The sequence below is a fragment of the Chryseobacterium sp. KCF3-3 genome (assembly GCF_045865955.1).
GTDB lineage: Bacteria > Bacteroidota > Bacteroidia > Flavobacteriales > Weeksellaceae > Chryseobacterium.
Genome location: NZ_AP035792.1, coordinates 3,978,618 through 4,005,089, shown reverse-complemented (window position 1 = coordinate 4,005,089; position 26,472 = coordinate 3,978,618). Strand labels below are relative to the sequence as shown.

Genomic DNA, 26,472 nt, shown 5'->3' with positions numbered 1-26,472 from the left:
AGTGCCTTCAAGTAAATTTCCGGATTTCTATTGACCTAATCCTTTAATAATGGCTTCGAAAGGCTCAGCCTGACAACGCTTAAAATTTCAATTGGTATTCGGGCTGTCACCCTGAGCCTGTCGAAGGCTTATCAATAAGAAAACTTTTGTTATTAATTCCGGGGATTAATTAAGGGGATAAACAAGAATTTTATTTAAAAGCGTTCAGGATATCTGAGGTCACTGAAAAAGTTCTGCTAAAAAAAAACAAAATTTAGATAAAAACAGTCGATTTAAGGCTTTGAGAATCGGTTAAATGAATTTTTTAAAATTTAAAAATATCTCAAACGGAAAGGCTTAAACTGGTTTTATGTTTAAACCTTTCAATTTATAGTTAGTTTTTCAGTGCCTTCAAGTAAATTTTCCGGATTTTTATTGACCTGAGCCTGTCGAAGGATTATCCAAAATATCTCAAACAGAAAGGCTTAAACTGGTTTTATGTTTAAGCCTTTCAATTTATAGTTAGTTTTTAAGTGCCTTCAAGTAAATTTCCGGATTTCTATTGACCTAATCCTTTAATAATGGCTTCGAAAGGCTCAGCCTGACAACACTTAAAATTTCAGTTGGTATTAGGGCTGCCACCCTGAGCCTGTCGAAGGGTTATCAATAAGAAAACCTTTGTTTTTAATTCCGGGTATTAATTAAGGGGATAAACAAGAATTTTATTTAAAAACGTTCAGGGTATCTGAGGTCACTGAAAAAGTTCTGCTTAAAAAAACCAAAATTTAGATAAAAACAGTTAGTTTTTCAGTGCCTTCAAATAAATTTTCCGGATTTTTATTGACCTAATCCTTTAATAATGGCTTCGACAGGCTCAGCCTGACAACGTTTAAAATTTCAGTTGGTATCCGGGCTGTCACCCTGAGCCTGTCGAAGGGTTATTAATAAGAAAACCTTTGTTATTAATTCCGGGTATAAAGTTCTGCTTAAAAAAAACAACCAAAACCTAGATAAAAAAAGTCGATTTAAGGCTTTGGTAATCGGTTAAATGAATTTTTTAAAATTTAAAAATATCTCAAACAGAAAGGCTTAAACTGGTTTTATGTTTAAACCTTTCAATTTATAGTTAGTTTTTCAGTGCCTTCAAGTAAATTTTCCGGATTTTTATTGACTTAATCCTTTAATAATGGCTTCGACAGGCTCAGCCTGACAACGCTTAAAATTTCAGCTGGTATCCGGGCTGTCACCCTGAGCCTGTCGAAGGGTTATCAATAAGAAAACCTTTGTTATTAATTCCGGATATTAATTAAAGGGATAAGCAAGAATTTTATTTAAAGGCGTTCAGGATATCTGAGGTCACTGAAAAAGTTCTGCTTAAAAAAACAACCAAAATTTAGATAAAAACAGTCGATTTAAGGCTTTGAAAATCGGTTAAATGAATTTTCTAAAATTTAAAAATATCTCAAACAGAAAGGCTTAGACTGGTTTTATGTTTAAACCTTTCAATTTATAGTTAGTTTTTCAGTGCCTTCAAGTAAATTTTCCGGATTTTTATTGACCTAATCCTTTAATAACGGCTTCGACAGGCTCAGCCTGACAACGCTTAAAATTTCAGTTGGTATTCGGGCTGTCACCCTGAGCCTGTCGAAGGGTTATCAATAAGAAAACCTTTGTTATTAATTCCGGGTATTAATTAAGGGGATAAACAAGAATTTTATTTAAAAACGTTCAGGGTATCTGAGGTCACTGAAAAAGTTCTGCTTAAAAAAAACAAAATTTAGATAAAAACAGTTAGTTTTTCAGTGCCTTCAAATAAATTTTCCGGATTTTTATTGACCTAATCCTTTAATAATGGCTTCGACAGGCTCAGCCTGACAACGTTTAAAATTTCAGTTGGTATCCGGGCTGTCACCCTGAGCCTGTCGAAGGGCTATTAATAAGAAAACCTTTGTTATTAATTCCCGGTATTAATTAAAGGGATAAGCAAGAATTTTATTTAAAAGCGTTCAGGATATCTGAGGTCACTGAAAAAGTTCTGCTTAAAAAAAACAACCAAAATTTAGATAAAAACAGTTAGTTTTTCAGTGCCTTCAAGTAAATTTTCCGGATTTTTATTGACCTGATCCTTTAATAATGGCTTCGACAGGCTCAGCCTGACAACGCTTAAAATTTCAGTTGGTATCCGGGCTGTCACCCTGAGCCCGTCGAAGGGTTATCCAAAATATCTCAAACAGAAAGGCTTAAACTGGTTTTATGTTTAAACCTTTCAATTTATAGTTAGTTTTTCAGTGCCTTCAAGTAAATTTTCCGGATTTTTATTGACCTGATCCTTTAATAATGGCTTCGACAGGCTCAGCCTGACAACGCTTAAAATTTCAGTTGGTATCCGGGCTGCCACCCTGAGCCTGTCGAAGGGTTATCCAAAATATCTCAAACGGAAAGGCTTAAACTGGTTTTATGTTTAAACCTTTCAATTTATAGGTAGTTTTTCAGTGCCTTCAAATAAATTTTCCGGATTTTTATTGACCTAATCCTTTAATAATGGCTTCGACAGGCTCAGCCTGACAACGCTTAAAATTTCAGTTGGTATCCGGGCTGCCACCCTGAGCCTGTCGAAGAGTTATCAATAAGAAAACCTTTGTTTTTAATTCCGGGTATTAATTAAAGGGTGCAAAATGATAATTACATATATTATTTTGAAGACGCAAGAAAATCAAAGATTTTCAGCAATTGAAACAGGAATGAATAATGGTTTAAAAATAAAAGGAATTACTCCAAATCAGTTTTAAGGTAGATTTTCAACTTGTGAAAGTATTCTGCATACAATTTTATCGGAGATAAAATCTTTGCGCCTTAAAGCATAAAGTTTATAAATTTCTTTTGCGTTTTTGCGTTTTTCTAATAAAACACCAGAAAAAATCTGTTGGAAAACGCAAAGATTTCTAAAAAGATGGTACCCTGTTTTAAGAAAGCAAAGGCAAAATTAATTTCATTGATTCTTTCTAAGCGACCGGATAACCCTATTATTTTATCAAAGGATTACCACTTTTTTTTACTTAGCCTCCAACTTTTGCGCCTGATCCTGTATTTCTCAGTAATTTGGTTTATAGACAAAATAGATCAAAAAAAAGAGGCCGTCTCACAACTCGTGAAACGGCCTTTTTTATGAAATTTTCCTATATCTTTATCCGGGAAGGGTTTTCGTTTAAGCGATTCTCAACCCACATCATCTGGTTGTGATACACCTTCATATAGAATAAGCACGTTTCAAAAATGAAAATTATATTAACACAAGTGATTTTTTTTTCAACGCTGCTTATGACTATGAACTTCATTCGAAGTTTTCCTGATCGTCTGCATTACTATTTTTTCCAATGCATCAGAAAAAATCTGATATCCCATTAAAAACCCTTGCCACATTCACGAGTTAATTAATCGCTTTAATGAATATTTGGGTAGTCATAGCACTACTACATCCCCGGTTATTCTTAGTTTAAATAGGAAGCATTAAATGAAACAGATATTGGGCGACAGGGCATATTAGCCCCTGCTGTAGTCCCATTATTAGCACTTCTTATCATGCGTGCATCTATGGTATGGGCACCAGCGGTTAAGAATTTTACCGTAGAAAAATTAAACTGGGCCTGTCCACCAACCGAACCTTCCTGAGTAGTCTGATACACATTAGTAGCTACTCCATCTATAAATAACGTAGCTTGATAATAAGCAAAATTACTACCTGCAGCAGGAGGATTTGAATAATCAATTCCCATCATAAAATTAATAAACAGGGCTTTTCCCCCTGCCGGAATAGTAATGTTCTGGGGAGTCCCGGTGACAATGGTATAGCCTAAATCATTGACATTAAAAATTGCACCTGTTGTAGACGCATATTCAGTAGTAGTGACAGTAGTTGCAGAAGCATTGGCCATCGTAATAACATTCCCACTTGCATCAACACCTATTGTCTGTCCCGTTCCTATGGGAGTAGAGCTGTTAAAGTTTGAAAATTTCAATCCTGATACATTGGCTGTTCCTGAAGAGACTTCAAGCTTAGCCGCCGGACTGGTTGTCCCAATCCCCACATTGCCATTGCCCAGAATACGCATGTATTCTGCGAACGTCGTATTATCAGCTGTTCCCGAAAATACAAAGCCACCAATACCTGTACCCCTATGGTTCAGAATACCGGAATAGCCCAGCCCTGAGCCACCCAGATTAGCATCGTTCCATACCAGCTGCGTACCCTGACGGTCAACTGTTGCACCACCCCGGTTTAAAATGGCACCGGCCACATCCAACCTTACTAATGGTACGTTCGTGCCTATCCCCACTCTGCTATTAACGGCATCCACATTCAGGGTATTTCCGTCCACCGTAAAGTGGCTGGTACCGGTAGTGGCTGTACTGGTAAAGGCTAAATCATTAGCCGCCTGGCTTACTGTTCTGTTTCCTGTAAGAGTACCATCTGCAGTATAGATATTCTGCACCGAAGTACCTACTTTATTCCATACAGTGCCGTCAAAAACATAATAACCAGGAGCAGTCATATTGACTGTTTTGGCAGAAGCCGTAGTCACGGCAGCAGTCGCATAGATCATCATCCCGGTGTGAACAGCAGTATATTGTGCATCTGCCGCTTTGATCTGGTCTCCGGTAAGGCGCGGTCCGATGAATCCCTCAGGGGCTGTTCCGTCCGTTGTTTTGGCTGTAATATCCAAAGTAGCTTTCGGTGATGTATTGTTGACTCCCACCTGAGCCTTTACGGTAAGAGTGAGCATCATAGAGACCCCCAGTAAAAATAAAGTTTGTTTTTTCATTGTTTTTAAATTTATGTTTTATAAATGTCCTCACAGAATTATTAAAATAAAATTATTGATTCTGTTGTAGTAAAAAAAGACCATTGATGTCGCATTACGCATGTGTTTTTGTCATATTTTTATGACACACTGTCAACACGCTTCACGATTGCAGTTGGAATTAATCATCACTGATCATCGCCATCACTTCAGTATGAAACCGGGGAATCCAATCAATTAGCGATGTTTTATCAATTGAATTCAGGTTTTAAAGTCTCCCCGATCTTATAAAAATCATGATACTGATCACTTAAAGATCCTCCCAAGGAAGCTTTGTCCCCAATAATCAAAAAGGAAAATACAGCGGCTAGCTTTGGAGGATTTTCTTCTCTGATATACAGTGTAGTTTTTATACCCAAAAGTGACCTCAGCCTCTTCCAGCCTGCCATCTCAGTCTCAGCTTTCTTTGCCTGAACTGAGGTTATTTATTTGAAGAGAGATGAAACTCTAAGAGCAGCCTTTAATGATGGCTTCGACAGGCTCAGCCTGACAACGCTTAAAATTTCAGCTGGTATCCGGGCTGTCACCCTGAGCCTGTCGAAGGGTTATCAATAAGAAAACCTTTGTTATTAATTCCGGATATTAATTAAAGGGATAAGCAAGAATTTTATTTAAAGGCGTTCAGGATATCTGAGGTCACTGAAAAAGTTCTGCTTAAAAAAACAACCAAAATTTAGATAAAAACAGTCGATTTAAGGCTTTGAAAATCGGTTAAATGAATTTTCTAAAATTTAAAAATATCTCAAACAGAAAGGCTTAGACTGGTTTTATGTTTAAACCTTTCAATTTATAGTTAGTTTTTCAGTGCCTTCAAGTAAATTTTCCGGATTTTTATTGACCTAATCCTTTAATAACGGCTTCGACAGGCTCAGCCTGACAACGCTTAAAATTTCAGTTGGTATTCGGGCTGTCACCCTGAGCCTGTCGAAGGGTTATCAATAAGAAAACCTTTGTTATTAATTCCGGGTATTAATTACGGGGAACTTCGTTCAGCAAAGAATAGCGACCCTTGCTGAGTGAAACGCCCTTGCGGACATTTTCAATCATAAATTTTATTCTTTGCGGACATCGTGTTAAAAAGAAGATCGTCATTAGTTATTTTTCAGGGCAGCTCTTTTTACCCTGTATTTAACCTGAGTCCGGGATAAAAATTTCTGATTTAGATGGTTTGGAAGCTGGAAGGTATGAAGAGCATCAGCAATGGCTGTTTCTCTTTTTTAAGAATCAATTTGTTTAAACTTTTGTTTTTGAAATAGTAAGACTGTAAGGTGTTGAGAGTATTAAGATAAGCTTCGCTTTAAGCTTAAAATCAGCTTATTCGGAATAATTCTGACGCAAAGTTTTAAAAAGCTGATATCCTATTTTTAATGAGGCAAAGGCAGAATCAATTTCATTGATTCTTTCTAAGCGACCGGATAACCCTATTACTTTATCAAAGGATTACCACTTTTTTCTTAGCCTCCAACTTTTGAGACTGATCCTGTATTTCTCAGTAATTTGGTCTATAGACAAAATAGATCAAAAAAAGAGACCGTCTCACAACTCGTGAAAACGGCCTTTTTTATGAAATTTTCCTATATCTCTATCCGGGAAGGGTTTTAGTTTAAGCGATTCACAACCCACATCATCTGGTTGTGATACACCTTCATATAAAATAAGCACGTTTCAAAAATGAAAATTATATTAACACAAGTGATTTTTTTTTCAACGCTGCTTATGATTGTATGAACTTCATTCAAAGTTTTCCTGATCGTCTGCATTACTATTTTTTCAATGCATCAGAAAAAATCTGATATCCCATTAAAAACCCTTGCCACATTCACGAGTTACTTTATTATTTAATCGGGTAATGGTAAATAATCCAAAAGTATTATTATGCCCTAAACCAGCAGCAGATATAAGTGACCATGTTCCAATATAAAAACGAACGCTTCCGTCTATAGTATTTTTTCGTCTCAATTTAACTGATTGATCACGGTTGAATATACAAAAGAACAATCTTAAAAAAAAACAAAAACAACTAAAAATCAATGCATTAAACTCTTAACTTAATGACATTGCGCCCGCGCCCGCCTGGAAAAATTTATTTCGTTAATCTATAGATTGAATACTTAAGTTTGATGAAAGGTTTGCAGAAGCAATACCCAGAATTGAGGATCCTCCTAATGCTGTAACTCTTAAACTAATAGATGTAGGACTTCCTGCAGGTGTTGTTATAAAGTAAGTAAGGTTTCCATTGCTATTTATTGCTAATGTATCACTAAAGATATCTGCTTGCGCCTGATGTGAGATAGCAGCGTTAGTTGTATTATTATAAAAAGCATATCTAACCCAATTGGTTCGCACATAGGCCGGATTAAAATCAAGACGATAGGTGCGGCCAGCTGGTAATGAAATATCTCCTGTTGATGTATTATAGGTAATAGCTGCACCAGCTGAGGTAATTGTAGATTGGAAAAGAATCTTTGTGCCTGCCGCACTTATTGTTTGGTCTACAGTATTTTTAATTTGTATATAGCTTGGAGCATTTCCTGCTACTAAAGCCACCCATGTTGTACCATTACTGTATTCTAACTGTCCCAGTGTAGTGTTATATCTAATAGCCCCCGTTCCAGCGGCTGTGGCGGATTGTGTTGTTCCCCCTACAGCAATTGCATTATCTGTTCCGGCTCCTCTTGCATCCAGCCTAACGGTTGGCGTTGCTGTCCCGATCCCCACTCTGCCATCTCCCAGAATACGCATGTATTCTGTGAACGTCGTATTATCAGCTGTTCCCGAAAATACAAAGCCACCACTACCTATACCCCTATGGTTCAGAATACCGGAATAGCCCAGCCCTGCACCACCGAGATTAGCATCATTCCACACTATCTGCGTACCCTGACGGTCAACTGTTGCACCACCCCGGCTTAAAATAGCACCGGCCACATCCAACTTTACTAATGGTACATTCGTGCCTATCCCCACCCTGTTATTAACGGCATCGACATTCAGGGTATTTCCGTCTACGGTAAAGTGGCTGGTACCCGTAGTGGCTGTATTGGTAAATGCTAAATCATTAGCCGCCTGGCTTACTGTTCTGTTTCCTGTAAGGGTACCATCTGCAGTATAGATATTCTGCACCGAAGTACCTACTTTATTCCATACAGTACCGTCAAAAACATAATAACCAGGAGCAGTCATATTGACTGTTTTGGCAGAAGCCGTAGTCACGGCAGCAGTCGCATAGATCATCATCCCGGTGTGAACAGCAGTATATTGTGCATCTGCCGCTTTGATCTGGTCTCCGGTAAGGCGCGGTCCGATGAATCCCTCAGGGGCTGTTCCGTCCGTTGTTTTGGCTGTAATATCCAAAGTAGCTTTCGGTGATGTATTGTTGACTCCCACCTGAGCCTTTACGGTAAGAGTGAGCATCATAGACACCCCCAGCAAAAGTAATGTTTGTTTTTTCATTGTTTAAAATTTATGTTTTATAAAATTCCTCACAGAATTATAAAAATAAAATTATTGATTCTGTTGTAGTAAAAAAAGGCTATTGATGTCGCATTATGCATGTGATTTTGTCATATTTTTATGACACATTGTCGATACACTTCATGATTCCTGGTTGGAATTGGTCATCACTGATCATCGCCATCCCTTCAATATGAAACCGGAGAATCCAATCAATTAGCGATGTTTTATCAATTGAATTCAGGCTTTAAAGTCTCCCCGATCTTATAAAAATCATGATACTGATCACTTAAAGATCCTCTTAAAGGAAGCTTTATCCCTAATAATCAAAAGGAAAATACAGCGGCTAGCTTTGGAGGATTTTCTTCTTTGATATACAGTGTAGTTTTTATACCCAAAAGTGACCTCAGCCTCTTCCAGCCTGCTATCTTCAGCCTCAGCTTTCTTTGCCTGAACTGAGGTTATTTATTTGAAGAGCGATGAAACTCTAAGAGCATCCTTTAATAAAGGCTTCGACAGGCTCAGCCTGACAACACTTAAAATTTCAGTTGGTATTAGGGCTGCCACCCTGAGCCTGTCGAAGGCTTATCAATAAGAAAACCTTTGTTATTAATTCCGGATATTAATTAAACTGAGTTCAGAATAAGAATTCCTGATTTAAATTCCTGATAGTGCAATATTGCCGGAATGTATAAATGTGATTATAAAAGATCATCATACGGTTAGATTGTATCTGAAAAACGGCGGAAAATTATTCATCTCTATTTTTTAAACTTTCAGATCATAGCTTCTTAATTCAGCAATCTTTGCCAGGTTTTCAATCCAGACCTATATATTCGCTTTCTCATCAATAAAAAATCTTTTTCTCAACTTATTCTTTCTGTTTTGAATAGTCTTTATAGAAAGTTAGAACATTTGTGAAAATTTCATAAAAATCAGCATCTCACATACTATTTCACAGGCATTTCTTCATTAACTTTGAGATAAGAAAAGCCAATATATTATTGTTTTTTCATGAAAATTTCTCAAAATAATTAAAACAAAATGTTATGAAACAAAGAGTCCCTATTTCTCAGATTATGACCAAAGAACTGGTAACCATTAATCGATCAGCTATGCTGATGTAGAAGATCTGTATGATACTGAAGATGTTCCAGTATCTGCAGTAGTATATGATGTATTCTGTATTCCTAGGTGATGACCAAAGCTCTCGTTATTGTAGATCCGGAGACTACTATTAAAGAGGTAGTGGAGATCTTGTCTGAGCACAGTTTTCATTCTGTTCCTGTAGTGGAAAATGGTGATCTGAAAGGTATTGTAACCACTACGGATATTTAAAAATATTTGTTGCAGCAATATTAAGGGTATTGCCCCTCTTTTAAAAAAAATTCTCTTTACATATATACCTTCAGTTTTAGCAATACGTTTCCATAAAACTGAAGCTTTTTTGTTAAAACTATTTAATGTATTTACTTATTTCTATGGATAAAAAAGGCGGAACAACTGAAGTTGTTCCACCTACGTAAATAATGTCTAAGAAAATCCTTTAAGGATTTCATTGAAAAATATAGGAGAAATGAGTAATCATTCCTACCTCACAAAAAATGAAAAAAAAATTACCAAATTTATCTATAAATCTACTTTCATTATTGAAGATTCAGCTTTTAAATCCTGTAGAAAACTATTCCGCTGCTACTATGATTATCCAGTTGAATTTTACTTTGCTATTAAATCGTCCAAAAGTATTTTTAAATTCTGATATATTATTGTGTAATCATCTTACTTATTACCCGTATAAATTCTTATTTCTTTATTAGCATAATCAATGGTTGCAATATATTTTTCCAGGAAAGGATACCCTAGCAATATATCCATATTAGCTTTATATGCATTATTAAAACTTACTAAAGTATCATCTTCAAAAGCAAATCTCATTTTAGAATAATCAATGCCTCCAAAATTCACCAGAGGGATTATTCCCTGCATATCTTTTGCTACCCCTCCGACGCCATTAATATCTGCTTCTTTATATTTTTTAATTGTTTTCTTTCCTATATCTTCTACGATTTTTTTTGCTGCAAGGTTTGAATTTGCACCGGTATCTAAGCCCGCCATATACTTTTTCCCATTGATTTCAACAGGGAAAATCGGGATATGATTTTTCATTTCAAATGGAACTTTAGCCAGCATTTTTCCAAATTCTTCAGAGTTTTTTATCTCCTTTGAAGGCTCAATGATGATCTTCTTTTTGTAATAATCAATAGTAACCTGCAATTTTTTAAGACATTATAGCCAATCACACCAACAGTTCCTCTACTGTTTCTTATTTTACTCAATTTCATGGTCATTAAGTCCGTATCATTTATTTCAATCCCATACCAATTAAAAGATTCAACATGAGTCATCCCTGTTGTTGCCGCTCCTCCTACTCCTGATACCAATTTCACTTCTTCTTTTGAAATTCATTTATATCTCTTTTCAATATCCCAATTTACTACTCTGTCATTAGCAAAATAGACACGTAAAATTGTTTTCTTTCCAAAAAAAGATGTTTTAAGAATATAATACCACGTATCTGAAGAGTAATAGTTGAGTTCGTCTCCTAATTCTTCTAAAATTTCTTTTTTAATTTTACCAAGCAAATGCTTATAATTCATTTCATTCATTTGTGTTGTTATCATTCTTCCTGTTTCATATTGTTTTTAAAATTTGATTCATATACATAAAAATTCGTTTGTTGCTATTTCATCAACTACATTTTCTTTTAAAGAATTATATGTACATTCCTATTGATGTATGGTTTTAAAAGTGAGAGTGATAGAATAATTTATTATGGGAGAGATTAAAAAATTGTTTGTTATTAATAAATTACCTATCAGCAGCTCACCTTTTCAGAGTCTGAAAACAAACCAAGAAAGATCAGACTCCTATTATTTTTTCAGTATGCTGCCATTGGCTGCCACTGTTGATTGATTTTCTGCCGGATTAGAATATACACATCTACTGTATCCTTAACATCACTACTATTCTGTGCAGCTAATGTGACGGCAGGAAATATTTTCGCCACATAATCCTCTAATTGGCCATAAGTAGATGAATAGCACAGTGTAATAGCTGAAGATCACCAATTACTTTCATTCTTATATAAGTATTGAAGACAGCTGTAACAGGCGGAGCTACAATAGATGACAATGTAGTATTTGGTGCTATACTATTGGAACTCTCTCTATACTTACCTCTCTTACTTCAAAGAGATTTATTGAAAAAAAGAATCACTTTTCTTACTTTTTGAAACCACATAGTAAGAGAAAGTGATTCACTATATATAGACATTGTGTTTCAAATAATTTTAATTTTGTTTTATTACTTACTTATAGCTTAAATAGAATTTGTTTTTAATGAGCAATTTTAAAAAGACTCTTTAAAAGTGAGATTGATAGAAATTTTAAAGAGATTATGAAAAGTGATTGATTGACCTTTATTGATAAAAATCTATATCCCACCTTTATAAGAGTCTAAACAAACCTAAAAATTTAATAAAATGTATTATACTACTCTTATTTACTTTCCGTTTCCAGATGCAATAAATATTTCTTTAGTCTTTATAAAGCCCCTCAAATATCATGAGACATAATGGGGGCTTCAAACAACAATAAACACCAAAATGAAATACTAAACTATGAGAACTTATTATCCAATTTTATTATCATTCTATAAAAACTTCTATTTAAGGTTTCCAGAAAGACCAGACCGTCCCATTGAATACAGCCAATAATTTTGAGACGGTATCATACACCATCATTCCGGGAGCCGGATTTATGATGGTAAGATGCGGATTGGCAACTCTGGGTAATATCATGGCTTTATCAGTATCTTCCAATACTAAAATACCTGGAACACTTGAAGGGATTCCAATACTTACTTTAGCAGAGATGTTTTCATTAGCAGAATTCTGAATGACAACACCATCTATACCCGTAACAGGATCTGTTGTAGTTCCGGTAGTTTCCCTTGAAAGGTCATTCCATCCTGAAGCGTATTTTACTTTCACTCTATGATCTGAAAGGTCATATACCATAGTTCCGTTAACAGCACCTGACATGGAGGCTGCACTATTAACCCATGGCAATATCAACCCTTTGTCTCCTGCCCCAAATTCCAGTGAGACTGAAGAATTGCTAACATCTGTTTTTCCTATTGAAATCTGCGCAGATGTAAAGGAATACATTAGTATTGTAAATATTAAAACTATATTTCTCATAAGGCATTTTTTTAGTTATATTTATCTGGCAATCATCAATTAGGAGGACAACCCTGAGTAGTAAAGCAACTCCACGCAGAGCCATCATAGATGCTTAAACAATCTAAATTCACGTCATATACCAACATCCCCTCTACCGGAACCAGTGCATTTTTTTGAACGGTTGTCAATCTGTTTAGAACAAATCCGTTGGTCTTGGATTCCAGGGCCATCCATGCTCCTTTTCTCACCATGGGCCAATTCCCGTTATCTGTACCTGCTCTTCCTAAAGAGGAGATTCCGTATTTTGTTTCCAGTGCTGTTCCTGAGGTAATGGCAGGATAATGATAGCAGAAAGGAAGATCCAGAATAGTATAAGTCATTTGAGCCGTACTGTTACCGGAGCATCCCTGCCCGTTATCTATAACCATACCATTGGGATTCTGTAAATTCATGATAATAGTTTCCGGGCCTTCAGCCAATGCATCCGTATAAACATGGATATAAGGTGCTAAACTAATTCCCGTAGCAGCAGTACCATCATACGTACCCTGAGGAATAGTTACAATAATAGGTCCTGTGGCTGGAGTGGTAGTATAATCAATGCCTCTTGTGGCAGTTCCGCTCAGGCTAAGTTGCAAGGTTGCACCTCCTGCCGGGATAGTACCATTAACCAATAGTTTCGGTAAATTCGCATTAGGTACATCCTCACCTCCTGAATAGGTAGTACCAGATGCAAAAGAACCCAGCGCAGATAAAGAAGTAACACTGAGATCATCTATGAAATTACCGGCACCCGTACTACCTCCGGCAGAGGAAACTGCTCTGAAAGCGAATGTAGCGACCAAAGATGTTCCTGTGGTGTTGGTCCAGGTACCGCTATATTGATACCATCCGTTCCCTTCATTTACCTGGGAGGTAATAGTGGTAGTAGAGGGAGTCAAAACTGTACCGGTATGAGTTCCGGTGGCTGCATTGTTATCCGTAAATTCAGCAATATCTACATCATTAATCCTAAGACGCATCACATCTACTCCTAACCTTCCTCTGTGAGCAAAAGACCAATTGAACACCTCACCTGAAAGTACACAGACCGGCTGCTCCAATTGCCCGTTGGAATAGGCGTTGAGCTCAGCAAAATAAAGTCCCTGATTAGCCGGAACGCCATTAGTTCCACTTCGCCATATCTCAAATATTCCTCCGTTATCGGGATTAGTAATACTTCCTACCATTGCCACCAGTTCAGTAGTGCTCCACCCGGGGAAACCTGCTTCCTGTACAAATCCAATGCCTCCGCCTGCATATCCTGCTTCCAGATTACCATTCACCAACCCTCTTTGTGCTGGTGTAGCGGTTTTGTATACTTCTACTTCTGCGAGGTCCAGATAATCATCCTGAAGCGTAAGTATTCTTATATAGCGGGCTTTATGAATTCCCACATTCATTGTTCTTGTCACATAATCCGGTCCCAGATTACTTCCACTCACTCCCGGAAGAGTTCCTCCTAATAATAAATTCCCTGCACCTCCTACAGCAGCGGCATTGGTATAAGCAATACGGTTATAAGAAGAGGAACTGGCTGCTGTAATATAATTATCGGGAATATCTCCAAGACCGTTCGGACCTAAAGCATCCGGAAAAGTAATAATCATAAAGCGTCTTCCACGGTTATGCTGTCCGGGGCGGGAAGAAATTTTCACATGTTCTATCCATTGATCTGACCCCAAATCAATCTGAAGCCATTCTGCACTGCCTGGCACTGTTGTATTATCCGTTCCTGCCCATGTTGTAAGATCACCATCCGTAAGAGCTGATAAGGAAGGGTTGGTAATAACGGTAGTAGATGCAGTAACGGGTTTATTGAGGGCAATATTAGGTCCTGCCTGTGCATAAGCATTTTGCCATATCATCAATAATACCAAAACTATTGCTGATATATACTGTTTTCTTCTTTGTACATTCATATCATTTACGTTTTTGGAAAAAATTTAAAATCCACAACTATTTTAAAAATGAATTCTGGTTCACAATTATCAAAAATTTAAGGTTTCCAGAAAGACCAAACTGTTCCATTGAATACAGCCAGCATATGAAGCGTCGTATCATACACCATCATTCCGGGAGCAGGGTTTATAATATTCAAATGGGGGCTTGCTACCTTAGGAAGGATCATTGCTTTATCAGTATCTGTAAGCACAAGAATTCCCGGTGTAGAGTCTGTTGCACCATTCGCTCCTATGACAACCTTTGCTGTGGAAGTTTCTGTTTTTGAATCCTGAAGTGAGGTATCTGCTGCACCTACGGTTGCAGGATTAAATTCTGTTTCACCATTCAGATCAAACCAGGAACCTGATTTCAGATATTTTACTTTATGATCTGATGTATCATACACAAGGGTTCCGTTCACAGCTCCTGATATTGAGCCCGTATTGGCAGCCCAGGGCAGGATGATTCCTTTATTATCATTCCCAAATTCGAGGGAAACCGAGGTATTGCTAACAGATGTCTTTCCAATAGCCACCTGAGAAAAATATATACCTGAAAAGGATAAAGCTATTATTATACTTAGGTTTCGCATTTTTTAAGTTTTAATGGATCAGTAATTTTTAATTATGGACAAGTTTGGGTATTCATACAGTTCCATCCATAGGTGGTACCATTATCAATAGTGGTATAGACTTTAAGACAGTTAAGTGTGGTGTCATATACCATCATGCCTTCTACCAGATTGGCTGCCGGGATCAGATTGATTTCTGCTGTTGTCAATCTGTTAACCACAAACCCCTTGGTTTTGGATTCCAGAGCTGTCCATGCTCCTTGTCTTACCATAGGCCAGTTATCTCCATTGCTTCCGGCTCTTCCTAAAGAAGTAATTCCCTGTTTTGTATCAAGCCCTATCCCTGTAGTAGCCGCTGGCTTGCTGCAAACATTGCATCCGGATGGCCTTACAGTATTATTTTGAGAGCTTCCCAAGCCTTGCCCCTGGTCACTTCCAATATCAGCAGCACCGCCGCTGTTTACCAGAACAGGAACTCCCTGGGCATCAACACATGATGAATTGGCACATAGATTTTTATTAGGAGCCCCTGAACCTGTTCCTACTCCTACTGTTCCTCCGGATACAGTCAGCTGCCCTATGGTAGCGTTTTCATCTCCTTCAATGGCATCAAGGCAGCCATCATTATCAGAATCGAGATCCAGATAATTGTCTATTCCGTCGTTATCAAAATCGCAGTTTTGGAATTGTTCTGCCCCAAAAGTAAAGTTGGCATAGCTTTCAGCAACAGTATAATCAAACGAAATAGCAGTATGTACCCCCGGAATTCTTACAATAACATAAGCTTCCCTTCCGGTAAACTGGGTTGGAGAGTTTAGAGTAAAACTCCCTCCCGAAGTAGAACCAGACCAAACAATCTCTATCGGGCGGTCAAAAACAACGGGGACTGCCAAACTCGGGTTTCCAACAGAAGCAAATACAAAAACAGGATTCTGCATAGGTTGGGCAAACGTAAGCACGTTATGGGATATCTGAGTATTTTGTATGGTAGGATTATTATTGGGAACCCCATATGATGCCGGAAATGTACTATGACTAACTACCCCAGCAGTTGCCCCTATTAGCTTGTCTGACACATAGGTATAAGGCACTCCATTGACAACTCCGCTGGCAGTAGTGCCTGAGATGGTAACAGGTCCGGTCCAATAAAACTGTTTAGGACATTCTATGGCATCGGGAATTCCATCATTATCCGCATCTAAATCGCTAATAATATCTGTAACCCCGTCACCATCACTATCCGTATTGTTTGTCATTAAAGCCAGGTATCCACTGCTCAGCTGGCTTCCGGTAAATATTCCTTCCGAACTGGCACTGGCACTAAGAAGCCCCAAATCTACCGCACCGGAAGTGAAATCCCCGTCTGCATCCCAAACCAGATTCCAGGCAGAGGGATAAATGTCTATTGACGAAAACTTCAATCCTACATTTTGGGTAAAGTTGGTATTCTGAATCCTCCATTCTCGGGAAATTCTTGTATTGAAACCAGGCGCTACGTCTGTTGTTTGTCGGGTATTTGCAGACGCATTATTATTACCAATCATCAGAAAACTAAGATTTCCACTTATAGCCACCCTGCCTGCATCATCATTGGGTAAGCTGAAATCCGAATTGGTTGACAGCGTTAATGTGGCATCCGTATTTTGAGATTTAGACACTTTCTGTTCCAATGCAGATGCATCATCCCTGCCGATTCCTGCAACATTATTATTATACCCTGTTGCAGCTGTCCAGAAAACTCCTCCCGCAGAGTTGGTGTAATCTCCTGATTTGTTATATCCGTATTTAAGTGCCAGATAAGATTCTACTTTATCTTTATTAGCATTGCTTAACGCTGTATTATAAGTGATATATTCTGGAACTACTACATTAGAATTTTCTCCGAAACCACCTCCGATAGTTCCTCTGAAAGCAATAGCTCCAGAGGTGGCTCCTGACAGAATATTAGTCCCATTACCAGAGAATGAAAACGGGCCTCCACTTCTTATGTAAGTATATTGCATCAAATCTCTGTTAGAAGCTACCACATTATTAACTCCTGTGGTAAGGCTATTAGGAGCAGCATCATAATACACTGTATTCATCCTGTTGCTCCAATATCCTAATAAAACATTAGATGAAGCAGAGGCAGAACCAAATACCCTCCCGTTTACTCCAAAGGTTTTTAGTGTAGCTACTCCAAATACTGAGTAGTTTCCACTTAGATCTAAAGCTGCGGGCAGGGTGAATATCCCGGAGGTATTAAAGGTATAGGATCTGTTAAAATTAACCAGATCTGTGGTGGAATTGTAGACAATAGTTCCCGTTCCCGTTGCGTCATTGGCTCCCACATTATTTTTCCAGACAGTACCGGTGTTACCTGTGTTCTGCTTGTTCCAGGAAACCAGCCCGGCGCTTACTCCTCCCGGTGCCTGTGCAATCGCTCTTTCACTATGGGAAGCCAACAGTAAAATGGTCATACCTTTGAGGAAAAGTACATTTTTAGTCATTATTTTTTTCATATTAATTTGTTTTCAAAAGATGATATTTTAAAATATTATGTTACCTCTGAAGAACATTACTTGTTTTTATTTTCTGGTTTCAACAGAGTTTCCCTATCTGACCTTTTTATATTAAAATCCTGCTATCATCGTTACATACACATCAGCTCCCATTACCAGCAGCTTGTACATCGTATGGGTTCCCGATGTGGTAAGGGAATTATTGGAATACCTTATGGTAAAGCCTGTGGCGGAAAAAGTAGATAAACCACTTACGGCCCCTTGAACCGTTAGTGCATATGCTCCTCCGTCTTTAATATTGGTTAAAGTAAATGCCCCGGGATCTGCAGTGGTAAATGCCAAATTGCTTTTTGAAAAATCTATCAAAGAACTGTTTCCTGCATCAAATGCAGATGTATTGGTGATAGAACCATTGACTGACAGCATTTCGTTTCCTCCCTGTAAAGTACTATTGATCCTTACCACTCCGGTATTTTTTATATGAATTGCAGGAGTATATGTTGCAGAATTTCTTACCGCAAACTGCATTCCTAACAAGGTACCGCTTCTCTCAATGCCATAAATAACCGCTCCAGGATTCACTCCTAAAGGTGAACTGCTTGCTGAAAAATTAATATAAGGATAGATAGAAGCAAAAAAATTAGAATTATATAAATTTATATGTGAAGGAGTTTGCCCTCCACAAGGAGTTCCACAATTATTGATTCCTATTGTAAATGTATTTGCAGCATTGTTATCTGAATTATCTACCTGTAATCTGGCTAAAGGATTATTTGTTCCCATTCCTGTATTTCCCAGTATTGTATTAATATTAAAGGTAGTCCCTGCCACCTGAAAATGAGTGGTTCCTGAGCTAGGTACAGAAGTAAAAGACAAGACTTTGTCTTCCATATTAACAATCCGGTTCTCCGTCAGTGATCCGTCTGTTGAATATATATTGCTACCCGGTCCATCATTGAGCTTCTGCCAGATATCTCCATCGAAAAAATAATATCCTGCTTTATCTATATTCGCTGTTTTCAAAGAAGGAGAAGACGCGGCAAATAATGCATATACAATATTTCCAGTGTGAGAAGCAGTATATTGGTCATCTGCCAATTGTATCTGATCACCTGTAAGCCTTGGTGGCAGAATCCCTTCCGGCTGTGTACCATCAGTAGTCTTAGATACAATATCTAACGTACTATCAGCACCAGGTTTATTAATACCCATCTGCGAGAAAACAATAGCAGGAATACATATTGCCAGTAATGAAAAGTATACATTTGTTTTCATTTTTAATTTCTTTTAAGCATTATAAAAATCCAACTGTTGTATACACATATATTATTGTTCCTGCTACAATAAAGTTATACAGCGTATGGGTATTTGAAACGGCAGAAAGGTTATTAGCATATTTTACCGTAAATCCGGAGGCAGCAAAAGTGGATATCCCTGCGGCCGTTCCTCTTACACAAAGAGTATAATTTCCTCCATCCTTTATATTAGCCAGCTGAAAGGCTCCTGCATTAGCCGTGGTATAAGCAAGATTACTCTTAGAAAAATCTATATTTCTGGTCGCACTGGTATCGAATGCTGATGTATTGGTAATAGAACCATTTACATCCAGCATTGAAGCAGGTGTTGTGGTATTAATCCCTACAAGGCCTGATGACCTTATCGTCAACCTGGGACTAAGGCCGCTTGCAAGATTCCTTGTTAAAAACTGGAGCCCAGCGTAGTCATTCACAGGATCCCGGTCTATACCCTGTATAATTGCTCCTGACGGCGCGGTAGGACTTCCTACAGTAAAGTTTATACTCGCGAACTGAGGGTTTTGCGTATCGGCATTATACAGCACAATATTCCGGCCTTTATCATCCTGAGCATTAGCCCCCACAGAAACAACCGCAGTTGTGGAGTTTGAAGGCCCAAGTACGTGTAATGTGGATGCGGGTGCTGAAGTTCCCATTCCCACCCTTTTGTTGAGGGCATCTATATTAAATGTTGCTCCATTTACATTAAAGTGGCTGGTTCCTGTGGTAGGAGCAGTAGAAAATGATAAGGTTTTATCTGCCATTGTTACTGTACGGTTGGCCGTTAAAGTTCCATTGCCAGTATACAGATTGGCCGTTAAATTTCCATCATTGAGTTTTTGCCAGACACTTCCATCAAAGAAATAATATCCGGCAGCGGTAATGTTCCCGGTTTTGGAAGAAGCAGTTCCTACAGCACTGGTAGCATAGATAATATTACCTGTTTGGTTGGCGGTGTACCGTGCATCCCCAGCCTTAATCTGGTCCCCTGTAAGTCTGGGTGCAATGATTCCTTCGGGTTTACTTCCGTCAGTTGTTTTTGCTACAACGTCTAATGTAGCATTTGGAGTTAATGTATTGATACCTACCTGGCAATTGGCTGCCTGCATAATCAATATACCTGATAATAATACGGTTTTTTTCATTTTTTTATATTTATAATAATGATCAAAGTATTTACCCAAATACTATCCTTTGTTTATAGACAACGAATTCATCCCTTTGTAAAAGATTTTCTTATAAATTCTGATTTCCTATTTTGTTCTTCGTATTCAAAACATCAATGAGCTTTTTCTTTTAGAAGGCTGTTGTCATTTGTAATCTTAAATAGAAAAGAATCCTCAGGATTTTCAATACATCTATCAGCAAGCAGAAACCAACGCTAAACAAACTGATAATCAATACTTATACATTTTTTTTCAACCTTTCATTTATAGGATTTCACTACGTCCCATTTTATAACCTTGTCATCTGCAAAGTAGAGAACAAGAATTGTTTTCTTTCCAAAAAAAGAGGTTTTAAGAGTATAATTCCATACATTAGAAGAATAGTAGTTGAACTCGTCTCCTAATTCTTTCAAAACGTCTTTTTTTATTTTACCAAGCAAATGCTTATAATTCATTTCATTCATTTGTGTTGTTATCATTGTTCCTGCTTCATATTTGTTTTTTAAATTTGATTCATATACATAAAAATTCCCTTAATGCTATTTTATCAACTCCATTTTTTATTAAATTATATGTACATTCCTGCTGAAGTATGGTTTTAAAAGTGAGATTGATAGAATAATTTATTATGGGAGAGATTAAAAAAATTGATTGTTATTAATAAATTATCTATCAGCATCTCACCATTTCAGAGTCTGAAAACAAACCAAGAAAAGATCAGACTCTTATTATTTTTTCATAAACTTTTTATTAAATATTTCTTTATCGGTAAAAATTTTCAGCACATCATTCTCAGCAGTAAGAAACGGGTATCAATGACCTCTTCCTGCAATGTTCTTGTTATACCCTGTTGCGGCTGTCCGGAAGACTCCTCCCATAGAACTTGTAAGTTTCTCTCCTATATAAGAAAAGAGTATTTGAAATGTATTTTATGGCTTATTTTTTATAATTAATAGAAAGAAAAAAAAGTTTACTATGAGACCGTTCGTTACAATCATATTATTGCCATCCTCCTACCTTAGCCTTAGCTGTTACTCCTTCAAAAACATCCAGATCAATAATTTTACCTTCTTTATTAAACAGAAAACTTCTGTTTACCGTTTTGTTTCTAAGGGTTTTGTTTTCAGGAGCGTCACTGAACTTATACAATGTTTTTATCCTTTCATTTTCTCCTTCTGTAACCATTTCTGTTACCGAGTATGATTCCGGTACAGGCAACTTTTTCACGACCTGCGAAACTATCATATCATTCTTCCCTGTGGGGAAGGTTCCTATTTTTACGTTAGGATCCAACAGTGGCTTTAATAAACTGTAATCATTGGTTTTAAAAGCTTTGAATATGGTTTCCATAGAGGCTTTGTACTTCTCAGGCATTTTTTTTGCCTGTGCACTAACATTAACTGTAATTGCTGTTAATAAGATAAAAAACAGCGTAATTATTTTTTCTGTTGTCATAATGTATTTTAATTTATAGTTATTTTTTTGTTTAAAATTTTCGTTTTAAAAAAAACAGGAGAGAGGTTCTCTCTCCTACATACACATTTTAATTATGAAAAAAACAAAAGAAATTTGTTTAACTGTTATATAATTGTATCTCAATCTGACTGTTTAATCACATAGACAGATCATCAAATGAGATTATTATTTTTATATTTGATAATGAGCAAAAGCTCCAAAGGCATGAGAGGATCATCAGATTATATTTCCTTTGCATTTTGTATAACAAAGAATAGTAAATACCCTGTTGCACATTTTGATAATTACAACTTTGAAATCATTATTTGAAACTTATTTTAATTTTGCTAAATCTATCTTTATGAGCTCTTTCAATATTATTTTCTCAATAAATGTTAAACAAACAGACCTTTAATCATTTGTACAAAGCTAATTTAGAACAGTGTTCAAACATATCCTATTCTCATTTCACATAATTTCTTTTTTTAAGATTTTACATTATCAGCTCTATATACTTTTAAAATCCCCCATTTTGCAGTACTATAGGATGGGCACCATCTTTATTTTCCAGTTTCGTCCAAAACTTACGTAATGATAACGGATGTATCTTCTTTTTCCTAACAGCTGATGGTACTATACTGCCCGATATAACTATATCTGGGTAGGATTTATCACATTTTTTGATATTATTTTTCTTGCTGTTAAATAGGTCAAAATATCTTCCATACTATGAGGCTGTTTCAAAAGTGAGACAGCCTTTTTTATGCAAAAAAGTGTTTCGTCCTAACATAGTGTTACACATAAAAAAGTTATGTTATGGAACAAATTAATAATCATTATGTAAAGCGTGGTCAAAAAGATTACAGTTTATCCTTTAAACTAGCCGTAGTACATGAAGTGGAAAGTGGTTCGATTGGTAATCGGGCAGCAATGCGCAAATATGGTATCCAGGTTCATGGTACTATTACCGAATGGTGCAGAAGATATGGTAACTTTGGTATCGATAAGCGTTCACAAAGTAAAGTTATGCAAACACCAGAACAAAAAATCAGAGAACTTGAAGAAAAGTTAAAACATCTGAAGCAGCACAATCAGTTTTTAGAGATCCGCTTAATAAAATCTGAAGATAAAGTTTCGATCCTGGATAAGCTGATTGATTTGGACAAAGAAGAATACCTGATTCAGGTAAGAAAAAACTTCTCTCCCTATCAATCCAATATATCACAGCAAAGAAAATAAAAAAGCGGTAAGCTATCTTTGTGGATTGGTCGGGATTAGCTGGCAGCGTTATTATCGAAGCTTCTTGATTACAGAAAGTAAGAGAGCCAAAGCTGATCAGGTGATTAAACCTGTCAATAGCTTACGAGTCATGATGCCTCGTCTGGGCACAAGAAAGCTCTATCATATCTTAGAACTCTCGTTACAGCCATTGCATGTGGATAGAGATCAGCTTTTCAGTATACTGAAAGCTAATAATATGCTTATAAAGCCTAAAAGAAACTACCGAATAACCACTAATTCTCATCATCGATTCAGAAAATATAAAAATTTGATAGAAGACGTGAGGCTGGAGCAGCCCGAACAAGTATGGGTTTCGGATATCACTTATCTTGGAGGCAGGGATCGTAATTGCTATCTGGTTTTGGTCACTGATACTTATTCTAAAAAGATAATAGGATATGATGTTTTTAATAGCAAGGCAACTGAGAGATCCCTTAAGGCGTTGAATATGGACATAAAGCAAAGAACATATAAGGAAAGCTTAATTCATCATTCTGATAAGGGGTTGCAGTATGGATTATCAGAAAATATTGAAAAAGAAAAAAATTAGACCTTCAATGACCGAGAATGATCCGTATGCCAATGCAATTGCAGAGAGGGTAAATGGTATAATACTTAAACAGGAGTTTCTATTAGAGGACTATCATGTTAATATACAAACAATGAAGTTATTGGTAAAAGATGCATTCACAATTTATAATACCAAAAGACCACATTGGTCGTGTTATATGAAAACCCCTGAACAAATGCACAGACAGAATAGTGTAAAAATAAGAACCTATAAAAACAAATATAGTTGTAGGGATAGTCCTACAACTATATCATAAATATTAGTATGACACTATCCCGTAAAGTGTGTAAGTTAAAAAGTCAGGGCTTAGATTTTATAATCTGAGCCTTTTCTCAAAAATAAGCATAAATTGGTTGAGGACAATACCCCAATTCTGTATAGGCATTGTCCATTTTTTAGTAGCTTCTTTTAATGCCAAATAAACTGATTTCATTACAGCATCATCAGTAGGAAAAGACATTTTATTTTTGGTGTATTTTCTGATTTTGCCGTTGAGATTTTCAATTAAATTTGTGGTGTAAATGATTTTTCGTATCTCGAGAGGAAATTCAAAAAATACAGTGAGTTCATCCCAATTGTTTCGCCAGGATTGTATAGCATAAGAATATTTGCTTTCCCATTTATCTGCAAAATCATTGAGAGCTGCTTGAGCCGCTTGTTTTGTTGGAGCGGTGTAAATATGCTTCATATCGGCAGAAAATTCTTTTCTGTCCCTCCAGACCACATATTTGCAGGCATTTCTTATTTGATGGACAACGCAAATTTGGGTTTGAGATTCAGGAAAGACGGAACGGATTGTTTGGGTAAATCCGTTTAAGTTATCGGTAGCAGTGATGAGAATATCCTCCACACCACGGGCTTTTAAATCCGTGAGAACACTCATCCAGAAGGCTGAACTTTCATTTTTTCCAAGCCACATTCCCAAGACCTCCTTTCTCCCGTCACGGTTTAATCCAACAGCCAGATAAACGGTTTTATTAATGACTTTGGAATTTTCCCTTACCTTGAAAACAATCCCATCCATCCAGACAATGAGATACAAATCTTCAAGCGGGCGGTTCTGCCAGCTAACAACTTCACTGGCAACCGCATTGGTGATTCGTGAGATGGTAGAGGTAGAAACATCAAAATCATACATTTCTTTAATTTGTTCTTCAATATCACTTACACTCATTCCCTTAGCATAAAATGATATGATAATATTCTCCAAACCATCGATAATATTATGTCTCTTTGGAACCAATGCTGGTTCAAAACTACCTCCTCTATCTCTGGGAACTTTAATTTCAGATTCGCCAAATGAGGATTTTATCTTTTTAGTCCCGTGACCGTTACGGTAATTTCCAGTGGCAGATTTCTGATGTTTATCATTATCCAAATGAGAGTCCAATTCTGCATCAAGCATATGCTCTATAGCTCGCTTGTGCATTTCTTTGAAGAAAGAAGTTAAGTCTTCTCCATTTTTAAAGGACTTGTAAAAATCCTTGTTGTTTAATAATTCTTCTTTGTCCATCATAACTATGTAATGGTTAAAAATAATAAAAAGTTATTTCCGTAAAATTTTTTGAGCTATAAGGGCTCAAAATTTTCCAGAATAACTTTTTAACTTACACAGTTAGTGAGATACTACCATTAGTATTTTTATCTTATTAATCTGTAACGATTATTTAGGACTAGTCAGTATCTTCTATGGCTAAGAAAACCCTCTCTTAATTTGTAGCGAATCTATTGTTATAGCACACTTAAATGCACCACTGATTTATTTAAATCAATATAATAAATGATTTTATTTTACAAACTCTAATGTTCCATTTACCAAATTATAATATGCACCTACAATTTTAATTTCCTTTCTATTTTCCATTTCTCTTAATATTGAACTGTTCTTTCTTATTTGGTTCAATGTGTAAGATACATTGTTTTTCGAAACATACTTTACAAATTCTTCATTTTTCGAAGATTTTTTTCCTGTAAAATTTTGGCTCATCTGCACTGCCGGTTTTATTTTGGAAAGCATTGCTGTTATATTACCAAATTCTACATTATGTATGGCTCCTTTGATAGCGCCACAATGTTGATGTCCTATTACTAGTATAAGTTTAGAACCTGCTATGTGGCATGCAAATTCCATGCTTCCCAGAAGGTCTTCATTTACAAAATTACCAGCCACCCTACCTACAAAAACGTCTCCTAATCCTTGGTCAAAGATGACCTCTACAGGCACTCGACTATCCAAACAGCTTAATATTACTGCTTTTGGATACTGTTTTATTGCACATTTACGGGCTTGTTCATTAAAGTTTCTTAACGATATATTACCCCTTTGAAACCTTTTATTGCCTTCAACAAGTTCTTTCAAAATTTCATCAGGAGTTAGTTTTTCCTGAGTTTCTTTTGTCATTACATTTGATACGGTCTGTACTTTTGGCATTGCAGTGCTTTCATTCTTATCTATTTGTTTACATGAAGAAAATAAAAGAAGTACAATGATTAATAATGGAAGTTTTTTTTTCATCATTTTGTTTAAAATTTTATTTTTTCAAAATATTTGATAATAATTTGAGTAATTAATTGTGTTTTTCTAACTTAAAGGCATTGACGTTGTTTAAACTTTTAATTTTTGTATTAGTCTTGATAAAAACGCCAAAAAGTGGAGGTTCTTCCAAGTGATATCCAGCGTCTCAAATCTTATCAGATTTTCCGCTTTGATACCCTGCTGATTCTCCGCTCATTCTGCAACGGGTTTGGCTTCCGTCGAGTTGAACACTCCACATATCCGACAACCTTTTTTTACAATTCAAAAGATGAACCCCAATATTCCTAAAGCTGCCACCTTTGCACCATTTATTTAAAAACTTGCCAGCTTATTTTTTCTTCCCAGAGATTGTCTTTTACAGAAATTTCCCGCCACTGCCAAAAGCCTTCCTGTCGTTTAATAAAGGTTTGAATCATTTTTACCAGATCAAACTTCGTAGAAAATCCTCTTTTTCTTTAGCTTGTACGATATTAGGTAACAAAAATTATTCTTCCAGCTATCAAAATCAAAAAGTTTTGCAAGGGCTGTTTCAATTAGTTAATTTACCCTAAAAGAGCTTTAGAATAGAATCAATCTCAG

The 26,472-nt window shown here is 36.6% G+C and carries 19 protein-coding genes; 4 read left to right on the top strand and 15 right to left on the bottom strand.

Going from position 1 to position 26,472, the window contains the following annotated elements; all coding sequences use genetic code 11:
• Positions 1–3,467: 3,467 nt before the first annotated feature.
• Positions 3,468–4,799: a hypothetical protein gene (locus ACKTTZ_RS17895; RefSeq protein WP_407846228.1), complete on the bottom strand. Its 1,332-nt coding sequence runs from the start codon at positions 4,797–4,799 to the stop codon at positions 3,468–3,470.
• A gap of 2,130 nt (positions 4,800–6,929) precedes the next feature.
• Positions 6,930–8,291 (bottom strand): hypothetical protein, encoded by a 1,362-nt coding sequence (locus ACKTTZ_RS17890; protein ID WP_407846227.1) that lies wholly within the window; start codon positions 8,289–8,291, stop codon positions 6,930–6,932.
• A 1,197-nt stretch (positions 8,292–9,488) separates the two neighbouring features.
• On the opposite strand from ACKTTZ_RS17890, the gene ACKTTZ_RS17885 reads away from it, so the two are divergent.
• Positions 9,489–9,629 carry a CBS domain-containing protein gene (locus tag ACKTTZ_RS17885; RefSeq protein WP_253318205.1) on the top strand — a complete coding sequence of 47 codons (141 nt, stop codon included), beginning with the start codon at positions 9,489–9,491 and terminating at the stop codon, positions 9,627–9,629.
• Between the two features lie 441 nt (positions 9,630–10,070).
• Here the strand turns inward: ACKTTZ_RS17885 and ACKTTZ_RS17880 are convergent, their stop codons facing one another.
• The 11 genes from ACKTTZ_RS17880 to ACKTTZ_RS17830 all read right to left on the bottom strand — a co-directional run bounded on the left by ACKTTZ_RS17880 (position 10,071) and on the right by ACKTTZ_RS17830 (position 21,505).
• Positions 10,071–10,565, bottom strand: coding sequence for a retropepsin-like aspartic protease (locus ACKTTZ_RS17880; protein WP_407846226.1), 495 nt, complete (start codon positions 10,563–10,565; stop codon positions 10,071–10,073).
• A 188-nt stretch (positions 10,566–10,753) separates the two neighbouring features.
• Positions 10,754–10,972, bottom strand: coding sequence for a hypothetical protein (locus ACKTTZ_RS17875; RefSeq protein WP_253318203.1), 219 nt, complete (start codon positions 10,970–10,972; stop codon positions 10,754–10,756).
• Between the two features lie 257 nt (positions 10,973–11,229).
• On the bottom strand, positions 11,230–11,358 hold the full coding sequence (locus ACKTTZ_RS17870; RefSeq protein WP_301288037.1) for a hypothetical protein: 129 nt from the start codon (positions 11,356–11,358) through the stop codon (positions 11,230–11,232).
• A gap of 660 nt (positions 11,359–12,018) precedes the next feature.
• A complete protein-coding gene (locus tag ACKTTZ_RS17865; protein ID WP_407846225.1) occupies positions 12,019–12,552 on the bottom strand; it encodes a hypothetical protein in 534 nt (177 codons plus the stop codon).
• Between the two features lie 35 nt (positions 12,553–12,587).
• Positions 12,588–14,495 carry a hypothetical protein gene (locus ACKTTZ_RS17860; RefSeq protein ID WP_407846224.1) on the bottom strand — a complete coding sequence of 636 codons (1,908 nt, stop codon included), beginning with the start codon at positions 14,493–14,495 and terminating at the stop codon, positions 12,588–12,590.
• Between the two features lie 77 nt (positions 14,496–14,572).
• Positions 14,573–15,109, bottom strand: coding sequence for a hypothetical protein (locus ACKTTZ_RS17855; protein ID WP_407846223.1), 537 nt, complete (start codon positions 15,107–15,109; stop codon positions 14,573–14,575).
• A gap of 32 nt (positions 15,110–15,141) precedes the next feature.
• The gene (locus ACKTTZ_RS17850; protein WP_407846222.1) at positions 15,142–17,589 is read right to left on the bottom strand and encodes a thrombospondin type 3 repeat-containing protein; all 2,448 of its coding nucleotides are present in this window, start codon (positions 17,587–17,589) and stop codon (positions 15,142–15,144) included.
• Positions 17,590–17,700: 111 nt separating this feature from the next.
• The gene (locus tag ACKTTZ_RS17845; RefSeq protein ID WP_407846221.1) at positions 17,701–18,864 is read right to left on the bottom strand and encodes a hypothetical protein; all 1,164 of its coding nucleotides are present in this window, start codon (positions 18,862–18,864) and stop codon (positions 17,701–17,703) included.
• Positions 18,865–18,883: 19 nt separating this feature from the next.
• Entirely contained in the window at positions 18,884–20,029 is a 1,146-nt protein-coding gene (locus ACKTTZ_RS17840) for a hypothetical protein (protein WP_407846220.1), read from the bottom strand.
• A gap of 281 nt (positions 20,030–20,310) precedes the next feature.
• A complete protein-coding gene (locus ACKTTZ_RS17835) occupies positions 20,311–20,529 on the bottom strand; it encodes a hypothetical protein (RefSeq protein ID WP_407846219.1) in 219 nt (72 codons plus the stop codon).
• A gap of 520 nt (positions 20,530–21,049) precedes the next feature.
• Entirely contained in the window at positions 21,050–21,505 is a 456-nt protein-coding gene (locus ACKTTZ_RS17830; protein WP_407846218.1) for a hypothetical protein, read from the bottom strand.
• Positions 21,506–22,321: 816 nt separating this feature from the next.
• On the opposite strand from ACKTTZ_RS17830, the gene ACKTTZ_RS17825 reads away from it, so the two are divergent.
• From ACKTTZ_RS17825 to ACKTTZ_RS17815, 3 genes are all read left to right on the top strand, one after another.
• Positions 22,322–22,744 (top strand): transposase, encoded by a 423-nt coding sequence (locus ACKTTZ_RS17825; RefSeq protein WP_407846217.1) that lies wholly within the window; start codon positions 22,322–22,324, stop codon positions 22,742–22,744.
• A 64-nt stretch (positions 22,745–22,808) separates the two neighbouring features.
• Positions 22,809–23,336: a transposase gene (locus ACKTTZ_RS17820; protein ID WP_407846216.1), complete on the top strand. Its 528-nt coding sequence runs from the start codon at positions 22,809–22,811 to the stop codon at positions 23,334–23,336.
• Positions 23,299–23,613, top strand: a complete 315-nt coding sequence (locus tag ACKTTZ_RS17815) for an integrase core domain-containing protein (RefSeq protein WP_367399323.1) — start codon at positions 23,299–23,301, stop codon at positions 23,611–23,613. The genes ACKTTZ_RS17820 and ACKTTZ_RS17815 overlap by 38 nt, the downstream gene beginning before the upstream one ends.
• A gap of 57 nt (positions 23,614–23,670) precedes the next feature.
• Here ACKTTZ_RS17815 and ACKTTZ_RS17810 read toward each other — a convergent pair whose 3' ends face one another.
• Both ACKTTZ_RS17810 and ACKTTZ_RS17805 read right to left on the bottom strand, forming a co-directional pair.
• The gene (locus ACKTTZ_RS17810; RefSeq protein WP_407846215.1) at positions 23,671–24,873 is read right to left on the bottom strand and encodes an IS256 family transposase; all 1,203 of its coding nucleotides are present in this window, start codon (positions 24,871–24,873) and stop codon (positions 23,671–23,673) included.
• A gap of 270 nt (positions 24,874–25,143) precedes the next feature.
• Positions 25,144–25,875 carry a carbonic anhydrase family protein gene (locus ACKTTZ_RS17805; RefSeq protein ID WP_407846214.1) on the bottom strand — a complete coding sequence of 244 codons (732 nt, stop codon included), beginning with the start codon at positions 25,873–25,875 and terminating at the stop codon, positions 25,144–25,146.
• Positions 25,876–26,472: the final 597 nt, after the last annotated feature.